The 23,391-nt window shown below is 73.4% G+C and carries 23 protein-coding genes and 1 tRNA gene; 14 read left to right on the top strand and 10 right to left on the bottom strand.

Going from position 1 to position 23,391, the window contains the following annotated elements; all coding sequences use genetic code 11:
• Positions 1 to 6: 6 nt before the first annotated feature.
• The 5 genes from DMP17_RS28895 to topA all read left to right on the top strand — a co-directional run bounded on the left by DMP17_RS28895 (position 7) and on the right by topA (position 7,522).
• On the top strand, positions 7 to 2,310 hold the full coding sequence (locus DMP17_RS28895; RefSeq protein WP_226354800.1) for a sodium-translocating pyrophosphatase: 2,304 nt from the start codon (positions 7 to 9) through the stop codon (positions 2,308 to 2,310).
• 119 nt (positions 2,311 to 2,429) lie between these two features.
• Positions 2,430 to 3,035: a hypothetical protein gene (locus DMP17_RS28890; protein WP_226364718.1), complete on the top strand. Its 606-nt coding sequence runs from the start codon at positions 2,430 to 2,432 to the stop codon at positions 3,033 to 3,035.
• Positions 3,036 to 3,109: 74 nt separating this feature from the next.
• Positions 3,110 to 3,712 carry a hypothetical protein gene (locus tag DMP17_RS28885; RefSeq protein ID WP_062399624.1) on the top strand — a complete coding sequence of 201 codons (603 nt, stop codon included), beginning with the start codon at positions 3,110 to 3,112 and terminating at the stop codon, positions 3,710 to 3,712.
• Between the two features lie 75 nt (positions 3,713 to 3,787).
• On the top strand, positions 3,788 to 4,378 hold the full coding sequence (locus tag DMP17_RS28880; protein ID WP_226356627.1) for a hypothetical protein: 591 nt from the start codon (positions 3,788 to 3,790) through the stop codon (positions 4,376 to 4,378).
• A gap of 231 nt (positions 4,379 to 4,609) precedes the next feature.
• Positions 4,610 to 7,522, top strand: coding sequence for a type I DNA topoisomerase (topA, locus tag DMP17_RS28875; RefSeq protein WP_443217916.1), 2,913 nt, complete (start codon positions 4,610 to 4,612; stop codon positions 7,520 to 7,522).
• Positions 7,523 to 7,588: 66 nt separating this feature from the next.
• Here topA and DMP17_RS28870 read toward each other — a convergent pair whose 3' ends face one another.
• Entirely contained in the window at positions 7,589 to 8,062 is a 474-nt protein-coding gene (locus tag DMP17_RS28870) for a GatB/YqeY domain-containing protein (protein WP_178374803.1), read from the bottom strand.
• Between the two features lie 38 nt (positions 8,063 to 8,100).
• Between DMP17_RS28870 and DMP17_RS28865 the strand changes: the two genes are divergently transcribed.
• Together DMP17_RS28865 and DMP17_RS28860 are read left to right on the top strand one after the other, a co-directional pair.
• On the top strand, positions 8,101 to 9,051 hold the full coding sequence (locus tag DMP17_RS28865) for a metallophosphoesterase (protein WP_226364720.1): 951 nt from the start codon (positions 8,101 to 8,103) through the stop codon (positions 9,049 to 9,051).
• A 37-nt stretch (positions 9,052 to 9,088) separates the two neighbouring features.
• Positions 9,089 to 9,162, top strand: a tRNA-Pro gene (locus DMP17_RS28860).
• A 55-nt stretch (positions 9,163 to 9,217) separates the two neighbouring features.
• Here the strand turns inward: DMP17_RS28860 and DMP17_RS28855 are convergent.
• Positions 9,218 to 9,985, bottom strand: a complete 768-nt coding sequence (locus DMP17_RS28855; RefSeq protein ID WP_226353721.1) for an SDR family NAD(P)-dependent oxidoreductase — start codon at positions 9,983 to 9,985, stop codon at positions 9,218 to 9,220.
• 112 nt (positions 9,986 to 10,097) lie between these two features.
• Here DMP17_RS28855 and DMP17_RS28850 point away from each other — a divergent pair, with 112 nt between their 5' ends.
• From DMP17_RS28850 to DMP17_RS28820, 7 genes are all read left to right on the top strand, one after another.
• A complete protein-coding gene (locus DMP17_RS28850) occupies positions 10,098 to 10,736 on the top strand; it encodes a TetR/AcrR family transcriptional regulator (protein WP_226364722.1) in 639 nt (212 codons plus the stop codon).
• 59 nt (positions 10,737 to 10,795) lie between these two features.
• On the top strand, positions 10,796 to 11,308 hold the full coding sequence (locus tag DMP17_RS28845) for a polyketide cyclase (protein WP_226353719.1): 513 nt from the start codon (positions 10,796 to 10,798) through the stop codon (positions 11,306 to 11,308).
• Between the two features lie 57 nt (positions 11,309 to 11,365).
• Entirely contained in the window at positions 11,366 to 11,698 is a 333-nt protein-coding gene (locus tag DMP17_RS28840; protein ID WP_062399612.1) for a hypothetical protein, read from the top strand.
• A gap of 349 nt (positions 11,699 to 12,047) precedes the next feature.
• Positions 12,048 to 12,251, top strand: coding sequence for a cold-shock protein (locus DMP17_RS28835; protein WP_226353718.1), 204 nt, complete (start codon positions 12,048 to 12,050; stop codon positions 12,249 to 12,251).
• A 109-nt stretch (positions 12,252 to 12,360) separates the two neighbouring features.
• Entirely contained in the window at positions 12,361 to 13,191 is an 831-nt protein-coding gene (locus DMP17_RS28830) for a phosphotransferase (protein ID WP_226354795.1), read from the top strand.
• Between the two features lie 9 nt (positions 13,192 to 13,200).
• Positions 13,201 to 13,779: a GNAT family N-acetyltransferase gene (locus DMP17_RS28825; protein WP_226364724.1), complete on the top strand. Its 579-nt coding sequence runs from the start codon at positions 13,201 to 13,203 to the stop codon at positions 13,777 to 13,779.
• Positions 13,780 to 13,899: 120 nt separating this feature from the next.
• The gene (locus tag DMP17_RS28820; RefSeq protein ID WP_337831143.1) at positions 13,900 to 14,265 is read left to right on the top strand and encodes a DUF4345 family protein; all 366 of its coding nucleotides are present in this window, start codon (positions 13,900 to 13,902) and stop codon (positions 14,263 to 14,265) included.
• Here the strand turns inward: DMP17_RS28820 and DMP17_RS28815 are convergent.
• The 8 genes from DMP17_RS28815 to DMP17_RS28780 all read right to left on the bottom strand — a co-directional run bounded on the left by DMP17_RS28815 (position 14,208) and on the right by DMP17_RS28780 (position 23,375).
• Positions 14,208 to 15,011 carry a helix-turn-helix domain-containing protein gene (locus tag DMP17_RS28815; RefSeq protein WP_337831142.1) on the bottom strand — a complete coding sequence of 268 codons (804 nt, stop codon included), beginning with the start codon at positions 15,009 to 15,011 and terminating at the stop codon, positions 14,208 to 14,210. The genes DMP17_RS28820 and DMP17_RS28815 overlap by 58 nt on opposite strands.
• Positions 14,981 to 16,465, bottom strand: coding sequence for an apolipoprotein N-acyltransferase (lnt, locus tag DMP17_RS28810; RefSeq protein WP_337831141.1), 1,485 nt, complete (start codon positions 16,463 to 16,465; stop codon positions 14,981 to 14,983). Before lnt ends, DMP17_RS28815 begins: the two co-directional genes overlap by 31 nt.
• Before the next feature lie 4 nt (positions 16,466 to 16,469).
• A complete protein-coding gene (mptB, locus tag DMP17_RS28805; protein WP_337831140.1) occupies positions 16,470 to 17,846 on the bottom strand; it encodes a polyprenol phosphomannose-dependent alpha 1,6 mannosyltransferase MptB in 1,377 nt (458 codons plus the stop codon).
• An 8-nt stretch (positions 17,847 to 17,854) separates the two neighbouring features.
• A complete protein-coding gene (locus DMP17_RS28800; protein WP_226364729.1) occupies positions 17,855 to 19,885 on the bottom strand; it encodes a hypothetical protein in 2,031 nt (676 codons plus the stop codon).
• Between the two features lie 47 nt (positions 19,886 to 19,932).
• Positions 19,933 to 21,174 (bottom strand): ATP-grasp domain-containing protein, encoded by a 1,242-nt coding sequence (locus DMP17_RS28795; protein ID WP_062399604.1) that lies wholly within the window; start codon positions 21,172 to 21,174, stop codon positions 19,933 to 19,935.
• A 99-nt stretch (positions 21,175 to 21,273) separates the two neighbouring features.
• Positions 21,274 to 22,212 (bottom strand): DNA-binding protein WhiA, encoded by a 939-nt coding sequence (gene whiA / locus DMP17_RS28790; RefSeq protein ID WP_226354788.1) that lies wholly within the window; start codon positions 22,210 to 22,212, stop codon positions 21,274 to 21,276.
• A gap of 108 nt (positions 22,213 to 22,320) precedes the next feature.
• Positions 22,321 to 22,521: a hypothetical protein gene (locus DMP17_RS28785; RefSeq protein WP_062399600.1), complete on the bottom strand. Its 201-nt coding sequence runs from the start codon at positions 22,519 to 22,521 to the stop codon at positions 22,321 to 22,323.
• Positions 22,522 to 22,661: 140 nt separating this feature from the next.
• On the bottom strand, positions 22,662 to 23,375 hold the full coding sequence (locus DMP17_RS28780; RefSeq protein ID WP_226364730.1) for a TetR/AcrR family transcriptional regulator: 714 nt from the start codon (positions 23,373 to 23,375) through the stop codon (positions 22,662 to 22,664).
• Positions 23,376 to 23,391 lie beyond the last annotated feature (16 nt).

Below are 23,391 nucleotides of genomic sequence, written 5' to 3'. Positions count from 1 at the left end.
ACACGGATGTCCCAGCCCACCTACCTCGCCCAGGGCCTCGAGCTCGGCGGCGGGGACCTCGCCATCGTCGGCGTGGTCGCGGTGGTCGCCCTCGTCGCCCTGGTCGTCGGCGGTCTCCTGATGCGGGAGGTGCTCTCCTACGACGAGGGCACCCCCAACATGAGGGAGATCGGCCGCGCGGTCCAGGAAGGCGCCACGGCGTACCTCAACCGCCAGTTCCGCACACTGCTGATCTTCGCCGTCGTCGTCGTGTTCCTGCTCCTCGCGCTCCCCGCCGAGGACAACTTCGAACGCATCGGCCGATCGATCGCCTTCGTGTTCGGAGCCGCGTTCTCCGCTGCCATCGGCTACCTGGGCATGTGGCTCGCGACGCGCGCGAACATCCGCGTCGCCGCGGCCTCGCGCGAGCCGGGCGGCCGGGAGAAGGCGACCCGTATCGCGTTCCGCACCGGCGGCGTCGTCGGCATGTTCACCGTCGGCCTCGGCCTGTTCGGCGCCTCGCTCGTCGTGCTCGTCTACGCCGGCCAGGCGCCCCGCGTCCTGGAGGGCTTCGGCTTCGGCGCGGCACTGCTCGCGATGTTCATGCGGGTCGGCGGCGGCATCTTCACCAAGGCCGCCGACGTCGGCGCCGACCTGGTCGGCAAGGTCGAGCAGGGCATCCCCGAGGACGACCCCCGCAACGCGGCCACCATCGCCGACAACGTGGGCGACAACGTCGGCGACTGCGCCGGCATGGCCGCCGACCTGTTCGAGTCCTACGCGGTGACCCTGGTCGCCGCGCTGATCCTCGGCACCGCGGCGTTCGGCCTGCAGGGCCTGCTGTTCCCGCTGATCGTCCCGGCGATCGGCGTGATCACCGCGATCCTCGGCGTCTACCTGACCAAGGCCCGCGCCGGGGAGAACACCCTGCGCGCGATCAACCGCAGCTTCTACCTCTCGGCCCTGTTCGCCGGGGTGCTGTCGATCGTCGCCGCCTACGTCTACCTCCCGGGCACCTTCGGCGAGCTGCTGAACCCGACCGACACCAGCGTCGTCGGCCTCGCCGGCGACCCGCGCCTGATCGCCTCGGTCGCCGTGGTCATCGGCATCGTGCTGGCCGCGGTCATCCTCAAGCTGACCGGCTACTACACCGGCACCGAGGACCGTCCGGTCAAGGACGTCGGCGAGTCGTCGCTGACCGGTGCGGCCACCGTGATCCTGTCCGGCATCTCGATCGGCTTCGAGTCCGCCGTCTACACCGCGCTCGTCATCTCCGCGGCCGTCTACGGCGCGTTCCTGCTGTCCGGCTCGATCGTCGTGTCGCTGTTCGCGGTCGCACTGGCCGGTACCGGCCTGCTGACCACGGTCGGCGTCATCGTCGCGATGGACACCTTCGGCCCGGTCTCGGACAACGCCCAGGGCATCGCGGAGATGTCCGGCGACGTCGAGGGCGAGGGCGTCGACATCCTCACCGAGCTCGACGCGGTCGGGAACACCACCAAGGCGATCACCAAGGGCATCGCGATCGCCACCGCGGTGCTCGCGGCGACGGCACTGTTCGGCTCCTACCGCGACGCGATCAGCCAGGCGCTCGCCGGGGTCAACATCGCCGCGCAGGACGCCGGGACCGCCTTCGCCTACGAGGTGTTCAGCCCGAACACCCTGGTCGGCGTGATCATCGGTGCCTCGGTGGTCTTCATGTTCTCCGGCCTCGCGGTCAACGCGGTGACCCGCGCCGCGGGCGCCGTCGTCTACGAGGTGCGCCGCCAGTTCCGCGAGCACCCCGGGATCATGGACCGCACCGAGCGCCCGGAGTACGGCCGCGTCGTCGACATCTGCACCCGGGACTCGCTGCGCGAGCTGGCCACCCCCGGTCTGCTCGCCATCTTCGCCCCGATCGCGGTCGGGTTCGGTCTCGGCGTCGGCCCGTTGGCCGGCTACCTGGCCGGTGCCATCGCGACCGGTGTCCTCATGGCGATCTTCCTGGCCAACTCGGGCGGCGCCTGGGACAACGCCAAGAAGCTCGTCGAGGACGGCAACCACGGCGGCAAGGGCTCCGACGCCCACGAGGCGACGATCATCGGCGACACCGTCGGCGACCCGTTCAAGGACACCGCGGGCCCGGCGATCAACCCGCTGATCAAGGTCATGAACCTGGTCTCGGTGCTGATCGCCCCGGCGGTCGTGGTGCTGTCCACCCCGGACGCCAACCCGGTGATCCGGATCGTCATCGCGATCGTCGCAGTGGTGATCATCGCGGCCGCGGTGGTGGTCTCGAAGCGCCGCACCTCGGCGATCACCGACGCCCCGGCCGAGAGCTCGGTCGGCTGACCGACACCTCGCAGGACCACGGCGGCCGCTCGTCCCATCGGGACGGGCGGCCGTCCTGCGTCACGGGACGATTCGGATACTCTCCGCCGGACGGCAGTGATCACCCCGACGGAGGAGCGATGCGGACATCGCGAGGTCTCGCCGGACTCCTCGTCGCCCCGGCCGTCCTGCTGGCGGGCTGCGGCCCCTCCGGGCCGACCGTCGAGCAGTGGACCGAGTCGATGTGCGCGGCCGTGCTGCCCTTCGTCCGCACCGCCGTGGACACCCCCGGCGAGACCCCGGACCCCGCGCAGCGGCTGCGGGCCCTCTCGGACTACCTGACCCGCACCACCCAGGCCGCCGACGGCGCGCTGGGCGACCTGGACCGGCTCGGCCCGGCCCCCGTCGACGACGGCGAGGCCCTCTCCGCACGGCTCCAGGGCGGGCTCGGCGAGATCCGCTCGGCGTTCTCCGGGGCGCGCTCGCGGGTCGACGCCATCGACCCGGCCGACCCTGCCGCGGTGCAGCGCGACCTGCCCGCCGCGCTGGAGCCGCTCGCCCGCCTCGGCGGCACCACCGGCCCCCTCGACGAGGTCACCGGCAACCCGGCGATCGCCTCGGCGTTCCGGGCCTCGACGACCTGCACGGATCTCACCCGGTCGGCGGAGCAGGCCCGCGCGACACCCCCGCCCGGCGCACCCGTTGCTGCTCCGAACGGGTCAACCGGGGAGGGTGGAAGCAGCTGACCGGCGACGGCGTCCTACCGTCGACCACTGTCCGTGCCCCGGGCCCCGACGGGCCCCGACCCTGGAGCCCGACGATGGCCACCCCCCGCCCGGCGCGAACCGCCCGGGTCCTGCTCCCCACCCTGCTCGCCGCGCTCCTGGCCGGCGGCTGCGCGTCGAGCGTGGCCGGCACCCCCGCGGCGGACCCGGCCCCGCGGCCGACCGCGGGTGTCGGCGCCGACCCGGTCGCCTGGGGCGACAAGGTCTGCGGCGCGACCCTGGCCTACTACCAGCCGCTCAACACCCCGCCGAACTACGACGGCGCCGACCTCGCCGGCATCAAGACGCGCCTGTCGGAGTACCTCGGCAAGGTCGCGGCCGGCATCGACACCGGCAAGAAGCAGCTGACCGCGGCCGGCGAGTCCCCGGTGAGCGGCGGCGACGCGTGGGCGACCGCGGTCCGCGACATGCTCGACCGGTCCGGCACGACGATCGCCCAGGCCAAGAAGGACGTCGACGCGATCGACCCGAACGACGTCCAGGGGTTCAAGGGCAAGCTCGACGGCGCCCAGCAGAAGCTGCGGACGATCTCCGGCGCCCAGGGCCTGGACAAGATCGGCCCCACCCCGCGGCTGGACAAGGCGTTCGCGACCGCGCCGAAGTGCGTCGCCCTCAAGAAGATCAACGGTCCCGCCTGACCCGCCGGGTCACCCGTCCGGCGCTCCCTGCTGGGCAAGCTCGAACATGCGTTCTATGCTTCGCGGGTGCCGCAGATGTCGCTGTTCTCCGCGGAGGCCCGGCCGGCCGGGCTGACCGACCTGGCCGGGCTGCTCTGCGGGCCCGGGCGGATCGAGCGGTTCGGCGCCGGTGACACGGCCCGGTTCGACGTCCCGCTGCCGATCGAGGGGCGCGAGACCGCGCTGGCCGCGCTGGCGGCGGCCCGCGGCGTCACCCTGGCCCCCGGCGCGTCCGGGATGCGCAGCGCGTTCCGCCGCGACCTGGTCCCGCTGGCCCGCGCCTGGTGCACGCCGGACGGTCGCAAGCGGATCCCGCCGGACTTCCAGCTCGACGGCGCCACGCTGCGGCTGTGGGCGCTCTCCGCGGGCACTCCCGACCTGCGGGGCGGGCACCTGCTGCTGCTCGACCCGCAGGCCCCGTGGACACACGGCCCGCTGATCGCCGCCGCCACCCGGGCCGGCCTTCCCCCGGCACGGCTCGCCCCGGGGGAACACGGCGCGCCCGGCCCGGCGTTACGCCTGCACGGAGCGCGCCGACTGGCCCGACTGGTGGAACTGGTGGGCCCCGCGCCGCGGATGACGAACCCGACCGAGTGGCCCCGGCACCACGGCCGACCGGCCGCCTGACCTGCCGAACCACGGCCGGGTCTACGCTGGCGACTCGCCCGCTCCCAGTGGCACGAGCCACGACACGGAGCGACGACGGTGTGAGATCGTGCGATCGTCGACCCCGAAGAAGACGCTCAGCGCAACCGTCCCGGCACGCTCCGGGACCGCACGGTGTAACAGTGCGGGGTCGGGAAACGGCTACGACGTCGCAGGGACCGCGACGCAGCCGAGGAGATGAGGTAGGACCACGTGGCAGCAGCGACAACGGGAACGACGGGTTCGGCACGCACGTCGGGGGGCAGCACGCGCAAGCCGACCTCGACGGCGAACGCATCCGGCCGCCCGACGCGCCGCCTGGTGATCGTCGAGTCCCCCAGTAAGGCGAAGAAGATCCAGCCCTACCTGGGCAACGACTACGTCGTCGAGTCCTCGGTCGGTCACATCCGTGACCTGCCGCGCGGCGCGGCGGACGTCCCCGCCAAGTACAAGGGCGAGTCCTGGGCGCGGCTCGGCGTCGACGTCGACAACCAGTTCAGCCCGCTCTACATCGTCACGCCGGAGAAGCGCAGCACCGTCTCGGAGCTGCGCGAGGCGTTGAAGACCGTCGACGAGCTCCTGCTCGCGACGGACCCCGACCGTGAGGGCGAGGCCATCGCCTGGCACCTGCTGGAGACCCTCCAGCCGAAGGTCCCGGTCCGGCGGATGGTCTTCCACGAGATCACCGAGTCGGCGATCCGCGCGGCCGCGGAGAACACCCGCGAGCTCGACCAGCACCTCGTCGACGCGCAGGAGACCCGCCGCATCCTGGACCGTCTCTACGGCTACGAGGTCTCCCCCGTGCTGTGGAAGAAGGTCATGCCGAAGCTGTCGGCGGGCCGCGTCCAGTCGGTCGCGACCCGGCTGATCGTGCAGCGCGAGCGGGACCGCATCGCGTTCCGCTCCGCGGAGTACTGGGACATCGCCGCGACCCTCGACGCCGGGGAGAAGGCCACCCCGCGCTCGTTCGGTGCGCGGCTGCTGCAGGTCGACGACAAGCGCGTCGCCACCGGCCGCGACTTCGACTCGCTCGGGCAGCTGAAGAAGGGCTCCGCGGAGGTCGTCACCCTGAACGAGGCCGAGGCGCGCCGCCTCGCCGAGGGGCTGCAGGACCGTCCGATGGAGGTCGCCTCCGTCGACTCCAAGCCCTACACCCGCAAGCCGTACCCGCCGTTCATGACCTCGACGCTGCAGCAGGAGGCGGGCCGCAAGCTGCGGTTCTCCTCCGAGCGCACGATGCGCAGCGCGCAGCGTCTGTACGAGAACGGCTACATCACCTACATGCGTACGGACTCGACGACGCTGTCGGCGACGGCCATCGAGGCCGCCCGCTCGCAGGCCCGTGAGCTGTACGGCGACGCCTACGTCGCGGACTCGCCGCGCCAGTACACGCGCAAGGTGAAGAACGCCCAGGAGGCCCACGAGGCCATCCGTCCCGCCGGCGAGACCTTCCGGACCCCGGGTGCCATCGCCCGCGAGGTCGACGGTGACGACTTCCGTCTCTACGAGATGATCTGGCAGCGGACCATCGCCTCGCAGATGAACGACGCCCGCGGGACCACCGTGAGCGTCCGGATCGCGGGCACCGCGGGGACCGGCGAGAAGGTCGTGTTCGCGTCCTCCGGCCGCACGATCACCTTCCCCGGCTTCCTGAAGGCCTACGTCGAGACCCTCGACGACGAGGCCTCGGGCCAGCAGGCCGACGACGCCGAGTCCCGGCTGCCCGAGCTGACCGAGGGCCAGCCGCTGACCGCGACCGAGCTGGTGCCCGACGGGCACTCGACCAGCCCGCCGTCGCGGTTCACCGAGCCCGCGCTGGTCAAGGCGATGGAGGAGATGGGGATCGGCCGGCCGTCGACGTACGCGTCGACGATCAAGACGATCCTCGACCGCGGCTACGTCTGGAAGAAGGGCTCCGCGCTCGTCCCGTCGTGGGTGGCGTTCGCCGTCGTCGGGCTGATGGAGCAGCACTTCGGCCAGCTCGTCGACTACGACTTCACCGCCGCCATGGAGGACGACCTCGACTCCATCGCCTCCGGTGACGACTCCCGCGTGCACTGGCTGTCCGGGTTCTACTTCGGCACCGACGGCGGGAGAAGCGGCTCTGAGATCGCCCGGGCCGGTGGGCTGAAGAAGCTCGTCGGGTCGAACCTGGAGGAGATCGACGCCCGCACGGTGAACTCGATCCCGATGTTCGCCGACGCGGCGGGCAACGACGTCGTCGTCCGGGTGGGGCGCTACGGCCCGTACCTGGAGCGGATCGTCGACGGCGAGTCCCAGCGCGCGAACCTGCCCGACGACCTGGCCCCGGACGAGCTGTCCGAGGAGATCGCCGAGAAGCTGTTCTCGGTGCCGCAGGAGGGCCGCAAGCTGGGCACCGACCCGGTCACCGGACACGAGATCGTGGCGAAGGAGGGCCGCTTCGGCCCCTACGTCACCGAGCTCCTGCCCGAGCCGGAGGTGCCCGAGGGCGCCAAGAAGAAGCCGGCCAAGCCGAAGCCGCGCACCGGCTCGCTGTTCAAGTCGATGACGGTCGACACCATCACCCTCGAGGACGCGCTGCGGCTGCTGTCGCTGCCCCGGATCGTCGGCACGGACCCGGACTCCGGTGACGAGATCACCGCGCAGAACGGCCGCTACGGCCCGTACCTGAAGAAGGGCACGGACTCGCGGTCGCTCTCGGGCGAGGAGCAGCTCTTCACGGTCACCATCGAGGAGGCCCTGGAGATCTACAAGCAGCCCAAGCAGCGGGGCCGCGCCGCCGCGGCGCCGCCGCTGCGTGAGCTGGGCGAGGACGCCTCGACGAAGAAGAAGATGGTGATCAAGGACGGCCGGTTCGGCCCCTACGTCACCGACGGCGAGACCAACGCCAGCCTGCGCAAGGGCGACTCGGTCGAGGAGATCACCGACGAGCGGGCGTCCGAGCTGCTCGCCGAGCGGCGGGCGAAGGCCCCGGCGAAGAAGACGACGACCCGCAAGCCCGCGGCGTCGAAGAGCACCGCCGCGGCGAAGAAGACGACCACACGCAGCACCGCGGCCAAGAGCACCACGGCCCGGAGCACGGCGAGCAAGAGCACCACGACGAAGTCGACCGGGACGCGCACCCGCAAGACCCCCACGACCTGAGTCGACGACGACGGGCCCCGCTCCGGAGCGATCCGGTACGGGGCCCGTCGTCGTCGGTGGGTGCGGTCAGCCCGCGGCGAGGGCCTTCTTCACGGCGGCGGCGACGCGGCCGCCCTCGGCGCGGCCGGCCGCGGCGGCGTTCGCCTTCTTCATGACCTGGCCCATCTGCTTCATGCCGGGCTTCTCCCCGGTCTCGGACTCCACCTCGGCGACGGCGGCGGTCGCCAGGGCGGCCACCTCGTCGTCGTCGAGCTGGGTCGGCAGGTACCGGGCGAGGACCTCGCCCTCGGCGCGCTCACGGTCGGCGGACTCGGGGCGGCCGCCGTCGGCGAAGGCCTGGGCGGACTCGGCGCGCCGCTTGGTCTCCTTGGTGATGACCGCGCGGACCTCGTCGTCGGAGAGCTCCCGGGCGGTGTCACCGGCCACCTCGGCGTTGCCGATCGAGGTCAGGACGGATCGCAGGGTCGTCCGGACCAGCTCGTCCCTGGCCTTCATCGCGGTGGTCAGGTCGGCCCGCAGCTGCTCCTTGAGGGTGCTCACGGGTCGCCACGATAGTCCCGCGACGTAGGCTGGATCGCGTGAGTATCGCCGGGACCCTCGCACGTACCGCCGCCGGAGCCGCCCTGCTCGGAGCGTCGGGCATCGGGTACGCGGCGGGGATCGAGCGGCGGCACTGGACGCTGCGCCGGGTCGAGCTGCCCGTCCTCGACGAGGGCGCGCGGCCGCTGCGGATCCTGCACCTGTCGGACTTCCACCTCACGCCGGGCCAGCGCAGCAAGATCCGGTGGATCGCGGCGCTGGACGAGCTCGACCCGCACCTGGTGATCGACACCGGGGACAACCTGGCGCACCCCGACGCCGTCCCGGGCGTGCTGACCGCGCTGGGGAGGCTGCTGGAGCGGCCGGGCGCGTTCGTGTTCGGCAGCAACGACTACTACGGCCCCACCCCGAAGAACCCGGCCCGCTACCTGCGCCGCGGGGACACGAAGCGGGTGCACGGGGCGGACCTGCCCTGGACCGACCTGCGCGCCGCGTTCCGCGAGCACGGCTGGGTCGACGCCACCCACGCCCGGCACGTGCTCGAGGTCGACGGCCGGACGGTCCGGATCGCGGGCGTCGACGACCCGCACCTGAACCTGGACCGCTACCCGCGCATCGCCGGCCACGACGCCGACGCCGACCTGCGCATCGGGCTGACCCACTCCCCCGAGCCGCGGGTGCTCGACGGCTTCGCCGCCGACGGCTACGACCTCGTCCTCGCCGGGCACACCCACGGCGGCCAGCTGCGGCTGCCCGGCTACGGCGCGCTCGTCACCAACTGCGGGATCGACCGGTCCCGGGCCCGCGGGGCGAGCCGCTGGGGCAGCCGGATGCGGCTGCACGTGTCGGCCGGGCTGGGCACCTCGCCGTACGCGCCGGTGCGCTTCGCGTGCCCGCCGGAGGCCTCGCTGCTGACCCTCGTCCCCCGCACGACCGGCCCCGATGCGCGGACGGGAACCCCCGCGCAGGCCTCGGAGGGCATCGGGTAGAGTTCTCAACGGCTCACGGGGAGACCCGAGTGCCAATCGGGGTGTGGCGCAGCTTGGTAGCGCGCTTCGTTCGGGACGAAGAGGTCGCAGGTTCAAATCCTGTCACCCCGACAACACGAAGGCCCAGGTCCGGCGGACCTGGGCCTTCGTCGTGTTCCACGGCCTCTCACCGGAGGGCCGGGCCGAGCAGCAGGCCGCCGTCGCTCACGTACTCCGAGCCCGTCACGAAGGACGCCGCCGGGGACGCGAGGAACAGCACCAGCGCCGAGATGTCCGCCGGTTCCCCCAGCCGCGGCACCGCGAAGGGGTCGGGCGAGTAGAAGTCGGCGATGGGGGCGGCGGCTCCGGCGGCGGGCTCGGTGATGAACGGCGTCGCGATGACCCCCGGGTGGACGACGTTGACCCGGATCCCGTCGCGGCCCAGCTCGAGCGCGGCGGTCCTGGTCAGGCCGCGCAGCGCCCACTTGGCGGCGACGTACGGCGCGTAGTGGGCGGTCCCTCCGGTCCCCATGACGGACCCGATGTTGGTGATGGACCCGCCGCCCGCACGGCGCAGGGCCGGCGTCACCGCCTTGATGCCGAAGAACGCACCGGTCAGGTCGATGTCGAGGACACGCTGCCACGTGGACGCCTCGGTCGTCTCGATCGGTGCGGGCGGGTTCTGGACGCCGGCGTTGTTGACCAGGACGGTCAGCCGGCCGAACCGGTGCTCGGCCTCGGCGACGGCCGCGCTCCACGACGCCTCGTCGGCGACGTCGAGCTGCACGACGCAGCACCGGTCGCCGAGCTCCTCGGCGAGCCGGTCCCCGCGCTCGCGTCGGGTGGTGCCGATGACGACGTTCGCGCCCTCGGCGTGGAACGCGCGGACGTGGCCGGCGCCCTGTCCCCCGGTGCCGCCGGTGACGAGGACGGTCTGTCGGTCGAAACGAGCCATGGGGTTCTCCCGGATTCCGAGTCGCAGTGGTGAGTCGATCCACTCACCTCGTGACCGAAGGTAGGAGCCGTGGAGAGGTGAGTCAAGTGACTCACCTCGGTACGATACGACGATGGATGCCCCCGTGCCGACGTACCACCGGCGTATGGCGGAGGAGAAGCGCGCCCTGATCGTGCAGGCGGCCACGAGGCTCTTCCTCGCGTCCGGCTACGACCGCACGTCGCTCGCGAGGGTCGCGGACGAGGCGGGGGTCTCGCGGGCGACGCTGTTCAAGCAGTTCCCGACGAAGGCCGCACTGTTCGAGGCCATGATCACCGCGACCTGGGACGAGGGCGACAGCGGCGCGGACGTCCCGACCGGCGACCTCACCGCCGGCCTCCTCGCACTCGGCCACCGGTACGCGGCGCTGCTGGGACGGCAGGAGATGCAGGATCTGTTCCGCATCGTCATCGCCGAGCTCCCCCGGTTCCCGGAGCTGGCACGGGCACAGTTCTCGCTCGGCAAGCTGCCCTACTTCGAGACGGTCCGCCGCCATCTCGCCGCCGCGCACGAGGCCGGGACCGCCCGGATCGACGATCCCGAGCTCGCGACGACCCAGTTCCTCGGGATGATCTCCAACGCCCTGTTCTGGCCCGCGCTCCTCCTGCCCGACTGGAGCGTCGACGCGGACCGGGTCTCCCGCGTCGTCGAGGAGGGGGTGCGCACCACGACGGCGCGGTACGCGGTCCGGGCCGCCGACCCCGGGCCGTGACGACGATCGCGCAGTTCGTGGCGCGGACGGCGGACGGCCGCCGGGTGCACGATGGACCCGTGATCGGTGACCGCTGGGGCGTGAGCGACGCCGAGACCACCCGCCCCTACCCGTGCGACGAGCTCGTCCCGGCTCCCACGCTGCAGGCGTGGCGGGGCGTCTCCGTCGCCGCGCCGGCCGCCGCCGTCTGGCCGTGGGTCGCCCAGATCCGGCTCGCCCCGTACTCCTACGACTGGGTCGACAACCTCGGACGCCGGTCCCCGCAGGAGCTCGTGGGACTCCCGGAACCGCAGGTCGGGGACACCTTCACCGCGACCGGCGGACGGCGGCTCGGCCGGATCCTCTCGGTCGACCCCGGGGTGCAGCTCACCGGCAGCGTCCTGGGCGCCGTCATGTCCTACGTCCTCGTGCCGCAGGGGGCGGACACGACCCGCCTGTTGCTCAAGGTCGTCATGGGCGGCACCCGCGTGCTCGCGCCGCTGGTGTCGGTCGGCGACCTCGTGATGGCCCGGCGGCAGCTGCTGAACCTGGGACGGCTCGCCGAGGGCCACAGCCGGCTACGGCGCCGTTGACGACCCGCCGGGCGTGGTGGGGTGCGACGACGGGGTGTGATGCGCGATCCTGACGGGATGAGTGAGAACCCGGTAGCGCTCGATCTCGACGACGCGGGACTGGCCGGTGGCCTCCCCCGCCCGGCGCACCAGCTCGACGGGATCCAGGACGTACCGTTCCGCCCGGTCCAGTTCCGCGACAACGACCTCCCGACCGCACTGGAGCGCGCCGCGCAGTGGCTGCGGGAGACCCAGTCCTGGCTGGGTGAGCCGGTCGACGTGATCGCCATCCACCTCGACTACAACGAGGCGTCCGAGGCGGCGTACTACGAGCTCAAGCTGCTGTGCAACGAGGAGGACCTGGCCGGGGCACCCATCGCGGTGCGCCAGCGGGCCGCGGCCGACGCCTGACCACACGACGACGGGTCGTCGCCCCGGCACCGACCGTGCCGGGGTGGCGACCGCCGAGTGATCAGAGTCACGCCGAGCGTGACGATCGGCAGGTCGTGACCCTCCGGACGGCCCGCCGGAGCACCGCGGGGTGAACAATTGTTTGGTCGACACCGCGCCCTGCGGTAGCGTCGTCCTCGGTCACCGTAGTTCTGAGTTTCGTGTCTCAAGCGCGCTCGCAGAATGATGATGCGGGCGGATTCGCTGTCTTTGGTGTAGCTGAAGCTGGCTGCCGTCTGGGAATTCCTCTGACCCGGGCAGCCGCACGACGTGGTTGTTCCGTCCGAATGCTGCATTACAAGGAGTCACCATGACCAACGGCACCGTGAAGTGGTTCAACGCCGAGAAGGGCTTCGGCTTCATCGCCCCCGAGGACGGCGGCGCCGACGTGTTCGTCCACTACTCGGCGATCGACGGCTCGGGCTTCAAGGAGCTCCAGGAGAACCAGGCCGTGTCCTACGAGGTCACCCAGGGCGCCAAGGGCCCGCAGGCCTCCTCGGTGACCGTCCGCTAAGGACGCACCCGCCCGGCCGACGTGCCGGGCCCTGTTCTTCCGTCCGATGGCGGCATCCCCCACGCGGGGATGCCGTCATCGGCGTCTCCGGGGCCGCTACCGTGGCGGCGTGCCGCTGTCCGCCCGCCAGGCCGCGCTGCTCGAGAGCCGGCTGCCCGGGCACGAGGTCGTCGCCGACCACGGCTGGGGTCTGGTCGGGACCACCGTGCTGCGGGTCCGTCACGACGGCGCCGACCTCATCGTGAAGGCCGGCGACGACGCCGACACCCACATCGCCCGCGAGCTGCGCGCCCACCGCGAGTGGCTGGCCCCGCTCGTCGCCCGGGGTCGCGCGCCGGAGCTCCGCCACGCCGACGCCGACGCGAAGCTGCTGGTCACCCGCTACCTGCCCGGGACCCTGGTGCAGGACACGCCCGCCGAGCACGAGCCCTCGACCTACCGCGGGGCCGGGGAGCTGCTGGCGCTGCTGCACGACCGGCCCGCCGTCGTCGACGAGGGGTACGGCGCCCGGCTGCGCGACACCGTCCTGACCAGGCTCGGGCGTCCGCACCGCATCGCCCCCGGGCTGCTCGCGCGGCTGCGGGCGGAGGTGGCCGGCTGGCCGACCCCGCCGGCCCGGCTCGTCCCGACCCACGGCGACTGGCACCCACGCAACTGGCTGGTGCACGACGGGGCCGTCGCCGTGATCGACCTGGGCCGGGCGGCGCTGCGCCCGGCGCCCACCGACCTGGTGCGTCTGGCCGCCCGCCAGTTCCGGTGGGACCCGGCGCTGGAGACCGCCCACCACGACGGCTACGGCGGCGACCCGCGCGAGCCCGGCCCGTGGCGCCGGGAGTGGATCGCCGAGGCCGTCGGCACCGCGACCTGGGCCCTGAAGGTCGGCGACGGGCCGTTCGAGGCCCACGGACACCGGATGCTCGCCGAGGCGTTCCCCGACTAGCCTGCGCCGGTGCCCCTCGTCGTCGGTCCGGCCACCTCGTTCGAGGACCTCGCGACCCTGCTGGGCCCGAAGCGCGACCCCGACGCATCGGTCTGCTGGTGTCTCTCGCACCGCCTGCCCGCGGCGACGCACCGCGCCCTGACCGGCCGGGCCCGGGGCGAGTACGTCCGGGAGCTGACGACCCGCGCGGTCGCCCCCGGCGTCGTCGCCCACGACGACGGCGAACCCGTCGGCTGGGCCGCCGTCGCCCCGCGCGCAGAGCTGCCGTTCGCCCGCTCCCGCACCATCCCGCACGTCGACGACCTCCCGGTCTGGTCGGTGTGGTGCTTCCGGGTGCGCGCCGGGCACCGGGGCCGCGGCATCGCGCGTGCCCTGCTCGCCGGAGCCGTCGCGTACGCCCGGGACCAGGGGGCGCCGGCCGTCGAGGGCTACCCGGTGGACAACCGGGGCGCCCGGGTCGACCTGACGATGGCCTACGTCGGCACCCGCGCGTTGTTCGAGGCGGGCGGGTTCACGTTCGCCGCGGAGACCACCGGGGTGTCCGGTGGGTTCCCGCGGGTGGTCATGCGCCGCGCCCTCACCGGCTGACCCGGCCCCGCCCCGGATCGCGCAGATCCGTGACGGCGGACCGCTCCCGTTCCCGGCAGGCTCGCCCACGTCCTGACAAGCCTCCGGCCGACGCCGGAGGAGCACCGAGACGGAGGAGCGATGATCGTGATCATCGTCGTGGTCGGCATCTTCTTCCTGCTCATGGGCGGGTACGCGCTGGCCGCGCCGGCCGCGCTGGTCCGGCCGTTCGGGCTGGTGGCCGACGGCCCGGAGAGCAGGTCGGAGGTGCGCGCCGTCTACGGCGGGTTCGGCCTGGCGATCGCGGCCGTGCTCGGGCTGGCCCTCGCCGTCCCCGGGCTCCGCATCGGTGTGGTGCTCACCGTCGCCTTCGCGCTCGGCGGGATGGCCGTCGGACGCGTGCTGTCCCGGCTGGTCCACCGGCCCACCGCGTTCTACCCGATCTGGTTCTACGGCCTGGTCGAGACGGTCACGGCCGGGGCGCTGGTCGTCGTCGCCGCGACCTGACCGGGCACGACCCGGATGTCGAGCCCCGACCGGAAGAGCCGTCCGGGCGGCAGGCCGAACATCCGGCGGAACGCCAGCCCGAGGTGCGACGGCGTCGCGAAACCGGCGTCGGCCGCGGCCCGGGTGAGGTCCCCGCCGTCGCGCACGACGCCCGCGACGATCCGCATCCGCGCCCACCTGCGGTAGGCCCGCAGACCGGCCCCCGTCTGCCGGGTGAACAGGCGCGCGAAGTAGCCCGGCGACAGCCCGGCCGCCGCCGCGAGGTCACCGGTCGGCAGGTCCGGGCCGCCGGGCCGGTGCAGGGCCGCGATCGCCCGCGCGATGCGGGCGTCGGGCTCGGCGCGGGCGTCCGGCGCCGTACCGCTGTCGACCAGGATCCGCCGCAGCCCCGGCCCGTCGCCGTCGACCGCGCAGGCGACGAGGTCGGGCTCGGCCGGGTGCCCGGTCACGATCCCGGCGGGCCCGCGACCGGGCTCGAGGAACACGAAGGCCGCCCGGTGCGCGCCGCCGGTGATCCGGTGGCGCAGTCCGGCCGGGACCAGCAGTGTCCGCGCCGTGCGGTCCGGGGCGCCGTCGACCCGCACGGTCAGGTCGTCGTCGACACCGACCGCGAGGCACGCCACCGCACCCCGGTGGGCGTCGAGTCCGAGCATCGGCCCCAGGTGGACGGCCCAGCAGGGCCCCACCCACAGCCGCGCCGGGCCCGCCGCCGCGGTCACCGGACGCCCGCCCGCAGGCGTCGCCATCCGAACCCGGCGGCCGCCGCGAGCAGCCCGGCGAGCGCCAGACCGTGCTCGAACCACGCCCCCCAGCGGGTCGCGAACGTCAGGCCGGTGCGCAGCGGCACCTGCTCGACCAGGGTGTCCGCGGTGTACAGCCCGGTCTCGGCGACGACGGAGCCGTCGGGCCGGATCACCGCGCTCGCCCCGGACAGTGCCGCGACGACCGCGGCCCGCCCGTGCTCGACGGCCCGCAGCCGCGACATCGCGAGGTGCTGCCAGGTCATCTCGCTCCGCCCGTACCAGGCGTTGTTCGTCGGGATGACCAGCAGCGAACCGCCGTCGGCGACGCCGTCGCGCAGCACGTGGTCGTAGGCGGTCTCGTAGCAGATCGCCGTCGCCACCCGGGTGCCCGCGACGGGCAGCACCGCGGGCGCCGTACCGGGGGTGAAGTCGGCCAGCGCGACGAACGGGGTCAGGTACTGCGTGACCGCCCGCAGCGGGATGCGCTCGCCGAACGGCACGAGCTCCTGCTTGGCGTAGCGCTCCCCCATCCCGGTCCCCGGGTTCCAGACGGCCACCGCGTTCTCGGTGTCGGTCGCGCTCGCCTCGTAGTTGGTGCCGATCAAGAACGGCACGCCGAGCGCGTCGACGACCCGGTCGACCGCCGGATCGACGCCGTCGGTCGACAGCGAGCTCTCCGGCCACACGACGAGGTCGGGCCGCGGGACCGCACCGGACCGGACCCGGTCGATCAGCACGGAGGTCTCGGCGAGGCTGTTCGCGCGCAGGGTCCGACCGGCGTTGAACAGGCCGAGCCCGATGTCGGGGGCGTTGCCCTGCACGACCGCGACGGTGCGGGTGCCGTCCTGCGCGTCGACGGGCGGGGTCGGCACCGCGAGCAGCACGAGCACGACCGCCGCGACCGGGACGAGGCCGACGACCCGGCGGGGACGCTGCAGGAACGCCGCCCCGCAGAACCCGGCCGCGACCACCGCGACCGACACCAGCGGGGCCCCACCGATCGCGGCCAGCGGCAGGAACGGCCCGTCGACCTGCCCGAACGCGACCCGGCCCCAGGGGAAGCCGTTGAGCGGGAACCGGCTCTGCAGCCACTCCTGCGCGGTGAACGCGAGCGCACCCCACACCGGCGCGGCGGGCAGCCGGGCGGCGAGGGCGACGAGCGCGCCGCCGAGCGCCGGGAACCCCGCCATCACCAGCGACAGCCCCACCCAGGGGAACGGGCCGTAGTCGCGGCCGAGGAAGTCCTGGATCCACATCAGGTGCGCCAGGTAGAAGGCGAACCCGAACAGCGCCCCGAGCAGCGCGGCGCGGCGCACCCGGACCCCGGACAGTGCCCACCAGAGCAGCGCGAACGCCACGATCGCGGTCCACCACACGGTGCGCGGCGGGAACGCCAGGTGCAGCAGCACCCCGCCGACGACGACCGCCGCGATCCGCAGCGCGAGTGCCTTCACCACACGGTCAGCATGATCCGGCCGCGGCGCGGGCCCGCGCGCGGGTCCGGGCGGCGACCGCCCCCACCACCGCGACGACGAGCAGCGCGCCCGCGTAGGCGGCGACGAGCTGCATCGGCCGCCCGGAGAAGTCCCCCGCGAGCGGCGGCACGAGCACCGCGAACAGCGCCACGACGCCCGTCAGCGCCGCCCGCGGCCGCGGCGGGAGCGGCACGCAGGCCAGCGGGGTCAGGGCCCACAGCAGGTACCACGGGTGCAGCACCGGCCCGAGCACGACGACGGCGCCGAGCACCAGGCCGAGCGCCGTCGTCGCACCGGTCCGGCCGCGGGCCTGCGCGACGAGCACCCCGGCGGCGAGCAGCGCGGCGAGCACCGTCCCGGCGGTCCGCGTCGCCGTCAGTGCCGTGGCCGGGTCGGCGCCGAGCACGCCCGCGAGCGCCGCGGCCCAGTTGGTGGGCGCCATCCAGCTGAACAGCTGCCCGGGCGCGGACACCGCGCCGAGCCAGCTCCCTCCGCCGGCGTCGACGGCCGACACCGCGAGCGCGGCCGCCGCGGCCACCCCCGCGACCAGTGCGACCGCCCCCCACCGGTGGGTACGGCCGGGCGCGGACCGGGCCGCGGCGACCGCCAGGACCACGAGCCCGGCCGCCGCGGGGGCCTTCACCAACGCCCCCAGCGCGACGAGCGCGGCGCCCGCGGCGAGCGCCGCCCACGGCCCGCGCAGCCCGACGGCGAGGCCCACGAGCAGCAGCGCGAGCATCGGGCCGTCGTTGTGCATCCCGCCGACGACGTGCCAGAGCACCAGCGGGTTCGCGACCCCCCACGCCAGCGCCGTCCCCGGTGGGATCCCGTGGGCACGGGCCAGGCGCACCACCGCCCACCCGATCCCCACCACCGCGACGACGGCGAGCAGCCGGTACGCCGCCACCCCGGCGACCACCCCGTCCCCGGCGACGGCGGCGACCGCCTTCTGCCACAGGTCGGTCACCGGCCCGTACGGCGACGGCGTCTCCCGCCAGTAGCCGTCGACCCGCGCGAGGACGGGCGACCCGGCGGGCAGCCCGGCCGCCGGACCGGTCCGGTGCGGGTCGGCGCCGCCGAGCGCGACCATCCCCTGGGCGAGGTAGCTGTACACGTCGCGGGAGAACAGCGGCGGTGCGACGAGCAGTGGCGTGGCCCAGGCGAGCAGCGCCCGCACCGCCTGCGCCGGGACCACCGGTGCGCGCACCAGCAGCAGCCAGGCGACGACGACGAGCCCGGCCCCGGCGACGGCGGCGCCGAGCGCGACCGTCGAGCCGGGCCAGCGGACCACCGCCCAGGCCCCGCCGGTGAGCAGGACGGACCCGGCCGCACCGAGCGCGGTCGGCACCGCGACCCGACCCACGGGCGGGGTCAGCCGGTGGGGGCCGGGCCGTCGGAGGCCTGCAGCGCCGCACCGGCGGGGAGCCGGTCGGCCCCCCAGCTGCGTTCGATGTAGCCGACGATCGTGGCGATGTCCTCCGCGGGCACGCGCTCGGGCTCCCCGTGCTCCAGCGGGTCGCCGTGGAAGATGTAGAGCCGCGACGCGAACTGGTCGAACGGCAGCGACGCCTCGCCGAAGCGTTCCCCGTTGCCCGCCGTCGAGACGACGACGCCGTCGCCCCAGTCCTGCCCGCTGTCGTTGTTCGGGTTGTAGAAGTACACCCGCATCACGTCGTTCGGGTCCGGCGCGACCCGCAGGATCGCGATGGCGTGCCAGCCGACGTAGCGGGCGGCGCTGTCGGTGACCGCGATGCCCGCGGGCTGCGGGTGGATCAGCGGCTGGCCGCCGTTGTACCCGGGGTGGTAGCCGGCGTGGAACTGGCGCAGGAAGGCGTCGAGGTCGGTGAGGTTGCCGGTCCCGACGTCGACGTTGATGTGGAAGCCGCGCGCCGCCCACCAGCCGTGGAACTCCGGGTTGACCCAGCGGTGCGGGTCCCCGGGCCGGTCGGAGCAGCGGCGGCCCATCTCGGCGTAGATCCGGTCCAGGTGCGGGACGACGACCAGCGACACCGGGTCGAGGTCGATCGGCAGCTTCTCCGCGACCCCGGCTCCGCTCTCCTTCGACGAGATCCGCTGTCCCTCGAAGTGCATGACGATCTCGTCGTCGCGGGCCGCCCAGACGACCATCTGCAGCAGGTAGTCCGGGTCGTTGTAGGCCCACATCGACAAGGCGCGCGCGGACTGGCAGGTGGGGTTGTCGCCCTGCCCGACGCCGAGCGGCTGGCCCAGCATCGACAGCACGCCGGCCAGCAGCCGCACCTCGGGCTCGGGCTGCTCGCCGAACGCGGCGACCAGGCGCTGCCGGGCGGCCGGGCCGATCTCCAGCGCGATCTGGCGCCACAGCCCGGGCACGACCGGCGGCTCGTAGAGGATGCCGCGGTCGAGCAGCAGCGCCAGGCCGTAGATGCACTGCGCGGTGTGCGGGGTGACGGCCTCCTCGATCAGCCGGTGCACCAGGTCCCGGAAGCGCAGCAGGCAGTTCTTGCCGGTGTCGGACAGCCCGAGCGCCTCGGCGAGCAGGTAGTCGCTCTCGTGGCGCAGGAACTGCAGCAGCTCCGCGTGGTACGGCGACACGAGCCCGGTGTCGTGCATGGCCCGGGCGAACCCGGCGGCCTCGTACTGCAGGCCTCCGGTGTCCATCGCCTCCAGCCGGGAGCGGAAGACGTCGATCCCCGGGTCCTCGCGGCTCGCCTCGGTGGTCCCGAACAACGCGGTGATCAGCCGGTCGAGTCCCTGCCCGGAGGACAGGTCGACGCTCGGGTCGCCGCGCCACACCGACAGCCGGGTGATCAGCGACGACACCTGGTCGACCTGGATCGGGCGCTGGCGCAGGATCCGCCAGATCTCGTCGACCAGCTTGTCGAGGACGCTGTCGTAGCCGATGCCCTCGGCGATGTGGCGGAACAGGTCGCGGATCATCTGGGCCGTCCGGCCCTCGTGGACCCGCTCCGCCTCGGTCGGCGGTGTGAACAGCAGCTCGAGGTTCATCGCCAGCACCTGGGACAGGAACTGACGGGCCTCGTCGGCCGCGATCGCGGGGTGGTCGTACTCCCCGAGGGCGACCGCGAGCATCCGCAGCTCGCTGGTCGCCTCCATCACCACCGTGTCGGCGGCGCCGCTGTGCAGCCCCGCCCCGACGAACGCCGGGACCAGGATGTCCGGCTGGGCCCAGTCGGTGCCGGCGAACACGCCGGCCTCCTCCAGGTCCCGGGCGCGGGCCTGCACGGCGGCGGGGCCCCCGTCCTGCAGCAGGACGCGGCGGAGCTGCTCCAGAACCCTGCGGATCTTCGTCGTCTTACCGAAGTCCGGGGTCCGGGCCAGGTCCCGGGTGGCGTCGTCGAGCGAGACCAGGCGCCTGTCCAGCACCGAGGTCCCACTCGCGACGTCGACGGTCGGTTTCACACGGCTTCCCTCGTTCGGGCTCCACGGCCGTGGGCGGGTACCCGCCCTCAGACGTAGAAGTCGAGTTCTTCCTGCTTCTTCAACAGATCGCGCATCCGGTAGGGGTCGTCCCCGAAGAAGTAGAGCAGACCCCAGTGCGTGCCGAACGCGGTCCTCTTCGTCACGGTCTCCTCCACCGGCGACGTGAGGTCGTGCGACTCGTAGTAGTCGTCGTCCTCGGTCTCCTCGGGGATCCGCAGGCTGCTGACGACGCGGCGGCGCGGGTAGACCCCGAAGCAGCCGGCCACGCCGGAAGCCCCCTCGACCTCCTTCGGGAAGAAGGCGTCGATCTCCTCCTCGGTGGTCTTCGGGTCGAACGCCAGCACGAGGCCCTGGTAGGCGTTGAAGCCGTAGGAGCGCTCCAGCAGCTCGAAGACCTTGAAGCCCGGCGGCCGGTAGGCGACCTCGCCGAAGTACATCTCGCCGTCGGAGGTGACGAAGTACTCCGGGTGGACGAAGCCGAACTCGATGTCGAAGGTCTTGATCAGCTTCTCGATCTGCGCGGTGATCGCGGGCCGGTACTTCTCCAGCTCCGGGGTCGCCGGCACGAACACCGAGTAACCGAGGGTGACGTACTCGGAGATGTTGAGGAACTTGATCTTCCCGTTGTGCACCCACGCCTCGACGGCGAACTCCCACCCGTCGAGGTGGGACTCCATCAGGAGCGGGAACTCCTCGTCCGGGATGTTGTCGATGTCCTCATAGGTGCGCACCACGCGGTGCCCGAGGCAGCCCGCCTTGTCGAACGCCTTGATGTGGATCGGGTCGTTCGGGTCACCGTCGAGCTTCAGCAGGGTCTGGTTGACGCGCTTGAGGAAACGGACGATGTCGTCACGGTCGTGGGCCTCCTCGAAGATGCCCACCCGGATTCCGCCGAGCTGTGCGCGACGCTTCATCAGCGCCTTGTCCCGGAGCAGCATCGCCTGCCCGAACAGCCGCGGGTTGTCGAGCAGCACGGAATTGATCGCGCCGGCCCATTCCACGGTTTCCTCGAACAGCGGGATGGCGACGTCGACGCCCATCTCCTGCAAGGTCTCCGCGATCTCCATCGAGCGGTCGTTCAGCCGCTCGAAGTTCCACGGGACGTACGGGATCTCGTGTTCCTTGCAGTATTCCTCGGCCCAGTCCGGGGCGACGACGACATACCGGCGGTCGAAGCGGTCGATCGCCTCCACCGCATTGAGGCTCCACCCGAGAAGTGCGACGTATCCCTTTTCTGGATTCTTGGTGGCTGAGTCGGACCGAGGCATGGAAAAGCAACCTCCCGATTTCGACGAATTAAGGCGGCGAATGCTTGAGTCCACACCGTACCCCGAGTACGCCGGAGGGGCGGATCGTGGCGGCGGGACTCAGTCGTCGTCGGGTCCGGCCACACCGGAGAGCCGGACCAGCCTGCGCAGCCGCCCGGCGACGGTGTCCTTCGTCAGCGGCGGGTCGGCGAGACGGCCGAGCTCCGCCAGCGACAGCGACGGGTGCTCCAGACGCAGCAGCGCGGTCTCCCGCAGATGGGGGGCGACGTCGTCGCCGAGCGCGCGCAGCGCCACCCGGACCCGCTCGGTCGTCGCGGCGGCGGCCGTCGCGGCCCGGCGGGCGTTCACCGTCTGCAGCGACCCGTCCGCGGTGGTCGCGCCCCGCGGGGCGACCGGGACCCGGCTCAGCACCTCGGCCACGCCCGGCGCGCCGACACTGCGCAGCAGGGCCTCGGCGCTCTCCGGGTCCCGCACGACGACGCGGTGCTCGCTCACCGTCTCCTGCGGCGCGGCCAGCACCCCGAGCCCGCGGGCCGCCCCGACCAGGGCGAGCACGACGGCCGGGCCCGGGCAGGTGACGACCAGGCGGACCCGCCCGGCCGGCCGCACGACCCGGCCCCGCGCGATCAGCGCCCCACGCCAGACCCCGGCGGCCACGGCGGGCCCCGCCGCGACGACGGCGGGTGGCAGCCCGAGCACCGGCCGTCCGGTCCGGTCGACCAGACCCGTCGCCCGGGCCAGGTCGGTCCCTGGCGCCGTGACCCGCACCTGGTAGCGCAGGGTCGCGCCGCCGCCGGTCACGACCTCGGCCCGCAGCCCGCCGCGACCGTGCAGCGCCCCGAGCTCGGAGCGCATGCGCAGCGCGGGGGCCGGGGCGTCGAACTCGGCGTGGATCGTCGTCCTGCCGTCGCGGACGCCGACCTCCCCCGCCAGGCGCAGCTGGGTGACGAGCCCGGCGTGCCGGACACCGGGGCGCTCCTCGCGGACCGCCCCGAGCTCACGGTGCAGCTCGGCGGTCACGCGCTCCAGGTCGAACACGATCGTCTCCTGCGGATGGGAAGCGGCAGGGCGGGGACACATCCCCCGAGGTGCACCCCGCCCTGCCCGGAAGGGCGGAGCGCCGGAGGCGCCCCACCGTGGCGGGATTCAGTCCTCGGACGGGTCGGCGTGCATCGGGCAGCGCGGATCGATGCAGGGCCTGCTCTCGGCCCCGGCCCGGAACGCCGCGTTCGCGAGCACCGAACACAGGCAGCCCTGGGCCTTCGCCCGCGGCCCACCCGGTGCCAGATCGTCGACCGGCACCGGTTTCGGACCCGGCCGACCCCCGCCGTTCGCCCCCTCGGACATGGCTCCCCCTCCGCACGACTGCGCGCCCGGAGTTCCCCGGCGACGGGGCCCGTGCGCAGATACATCCGGCGGTCGCCACGAGGGTCCGAGACCTGCCGGGGCGACCGGCTCGCGACGGTACCCTATACGCGGAGTAACGCCTATTTCGGCTCAACCCTCACGGGGAGTAGTGATTCGGGACTCAGAGTCAACCCCCGCCGCCGGGCCATGCCCTCGATCTGCGCCCAGATCAGGTCCGTCAGGTGGAGGGTGACGACGTCGCGGCCCGGCGCGTCCCCGGTCGTCCGGCCACGCAGCCACCACTCCGCGGTCGCCTGCACCGCACCGACCATCGACTGCGACCACACCCGGACCAGATCGGGCTCGTGGACGTCGAGCATCTCGGCGTAGGACCCGAGCAGGCCGGTCAGCGCGGACGCGATGAACTCCCGGCCCGCGTCGACGACCTCGCCCCGCTGGCCGGGGAGGCGGCGGCGGAACAGCAGGTCGACGCCCGGCGAGTCGTCGAGGAAGCCCATGACCGCGTCGATCGAGTCGTGGATGCGCGTCCACGCCGCGCTCTCCCGGTAGATGGCGGGCATGAGCCGTTCCATCAGGCGGTCGGTCGCCCGCTCGGCCATCGCGTCGAGCAGCGCGGCCCGGTCGCCGAAGTGCCGGTAGATCACCGGCTTGGTCACGCCGGCCTCGTGCGCCACCTGGTCCAGGCCGAAGTCCTGCCCGTCGCGGCCCAGCACGGCCAGCGCCGCGTCGACCACCTGTTCCCGACGGCGCGCGCGGTGCGCGTCCCAGCGCGTACTGCGGCCGTCGGACCGGAGGTCGTCCGCGGCCCCGGGTTCCGTGCGGTCGGACGACACGCCCACCATGCTCCTC

It is taken from the genome of Pseudonocardia sp. TMWB2A (genome assembly GCF_017312135.1).
This window is presented reverse-complemented; position numbering and strand designations above follow the sequence as displayed.

Bases quoted from the DNA above. Each gene is read 5' to 3' on its own strand.
- DMP17_RS28795 (WP_062399604.1), bottom strand. From the start codon at position 21,174: ATGCCTCGGTCCGACTCAGCCACCAAGAATCCAGAAAAGGGATACGTC.
- DMP17_RS28890 (WP_226364718.1), top strand. From the start codon at position 2,430: ATGCGGACATCGCGAGGTCTCGCCGGACTCCTCGTCGCCCCGGCCGTC.
- DMP17_RS28840 (WP_062399612.1), top strand. From the start codon at position 11,366: ATGAGTGAGAACCCGGTAGCGCTCGATCTCGACGACGCGGGACTGGCC.
- DMP17_RS28815 (WP_337831142.1), bottom strand. From the start codon at position 15,011: ATGGCGACGCCTGCGGGCGGGCGTCCGGTGACCGCGGCGGCGGGCCCG.
- DMP17_RS28895 (WP_226354800.1), top strand. From the start codon at position 7: ATGTCCCAGCCCACCTACCTCGCCCAGGGCCTCGAGCTCGGCGGCGGG.
- DMP17_RS28855 (WP_226353721.1), bottom strand. From the start codon at position 9,985: ATGGCTCGTTTCGACCGACAGACCGTCCTCGTCACCGGCGGCACCGGG.
- DMP17_RS28850 (WP_226364722.1), top strand. From the start codon at position 10,098: ATGGATGCCCCCGTGCCGACGTACCACCGGCGTATGGCGGAGGAGAAG.
- DMP17_RS28885 (WP_062399624.1), top strand. From the start codon at position 3,110: ATGGCCACCCCCCGCCCGGCGCGAACCGCCCGGGTCCTGCTCCCCACC.
- DMP17_RS28820 (WP_337831143.1), top strand. From the start codon at position 13,900: ATGATCGTGATCATCGTCGTGGTCGGCATCTTCTTCCTGCTCATGGGC.
- DMP17_RS28835 (WP_226353718.1), top strand. From the start codon at position 12,048: ATGACCAACGGCACCGTGAAGTGGTTCAACGCCGAGAAGGGCTTCGGC.
- DMP17_RS28880 (WP_226356627.1), top strand. From the start codon at position 3,788: ATGTCGCTGTTCTCCGCGGAGGCCCGGCCGGCCGGGCTGACCGACCTG.
- DMP17_RS28785 (WP_062399600.1), bottom strand. From the start codon at position 22,521: ATGTCCGAGGGGGCGAACGGCGGGGGTCGGCCGGGTCCGAAACCGGTG.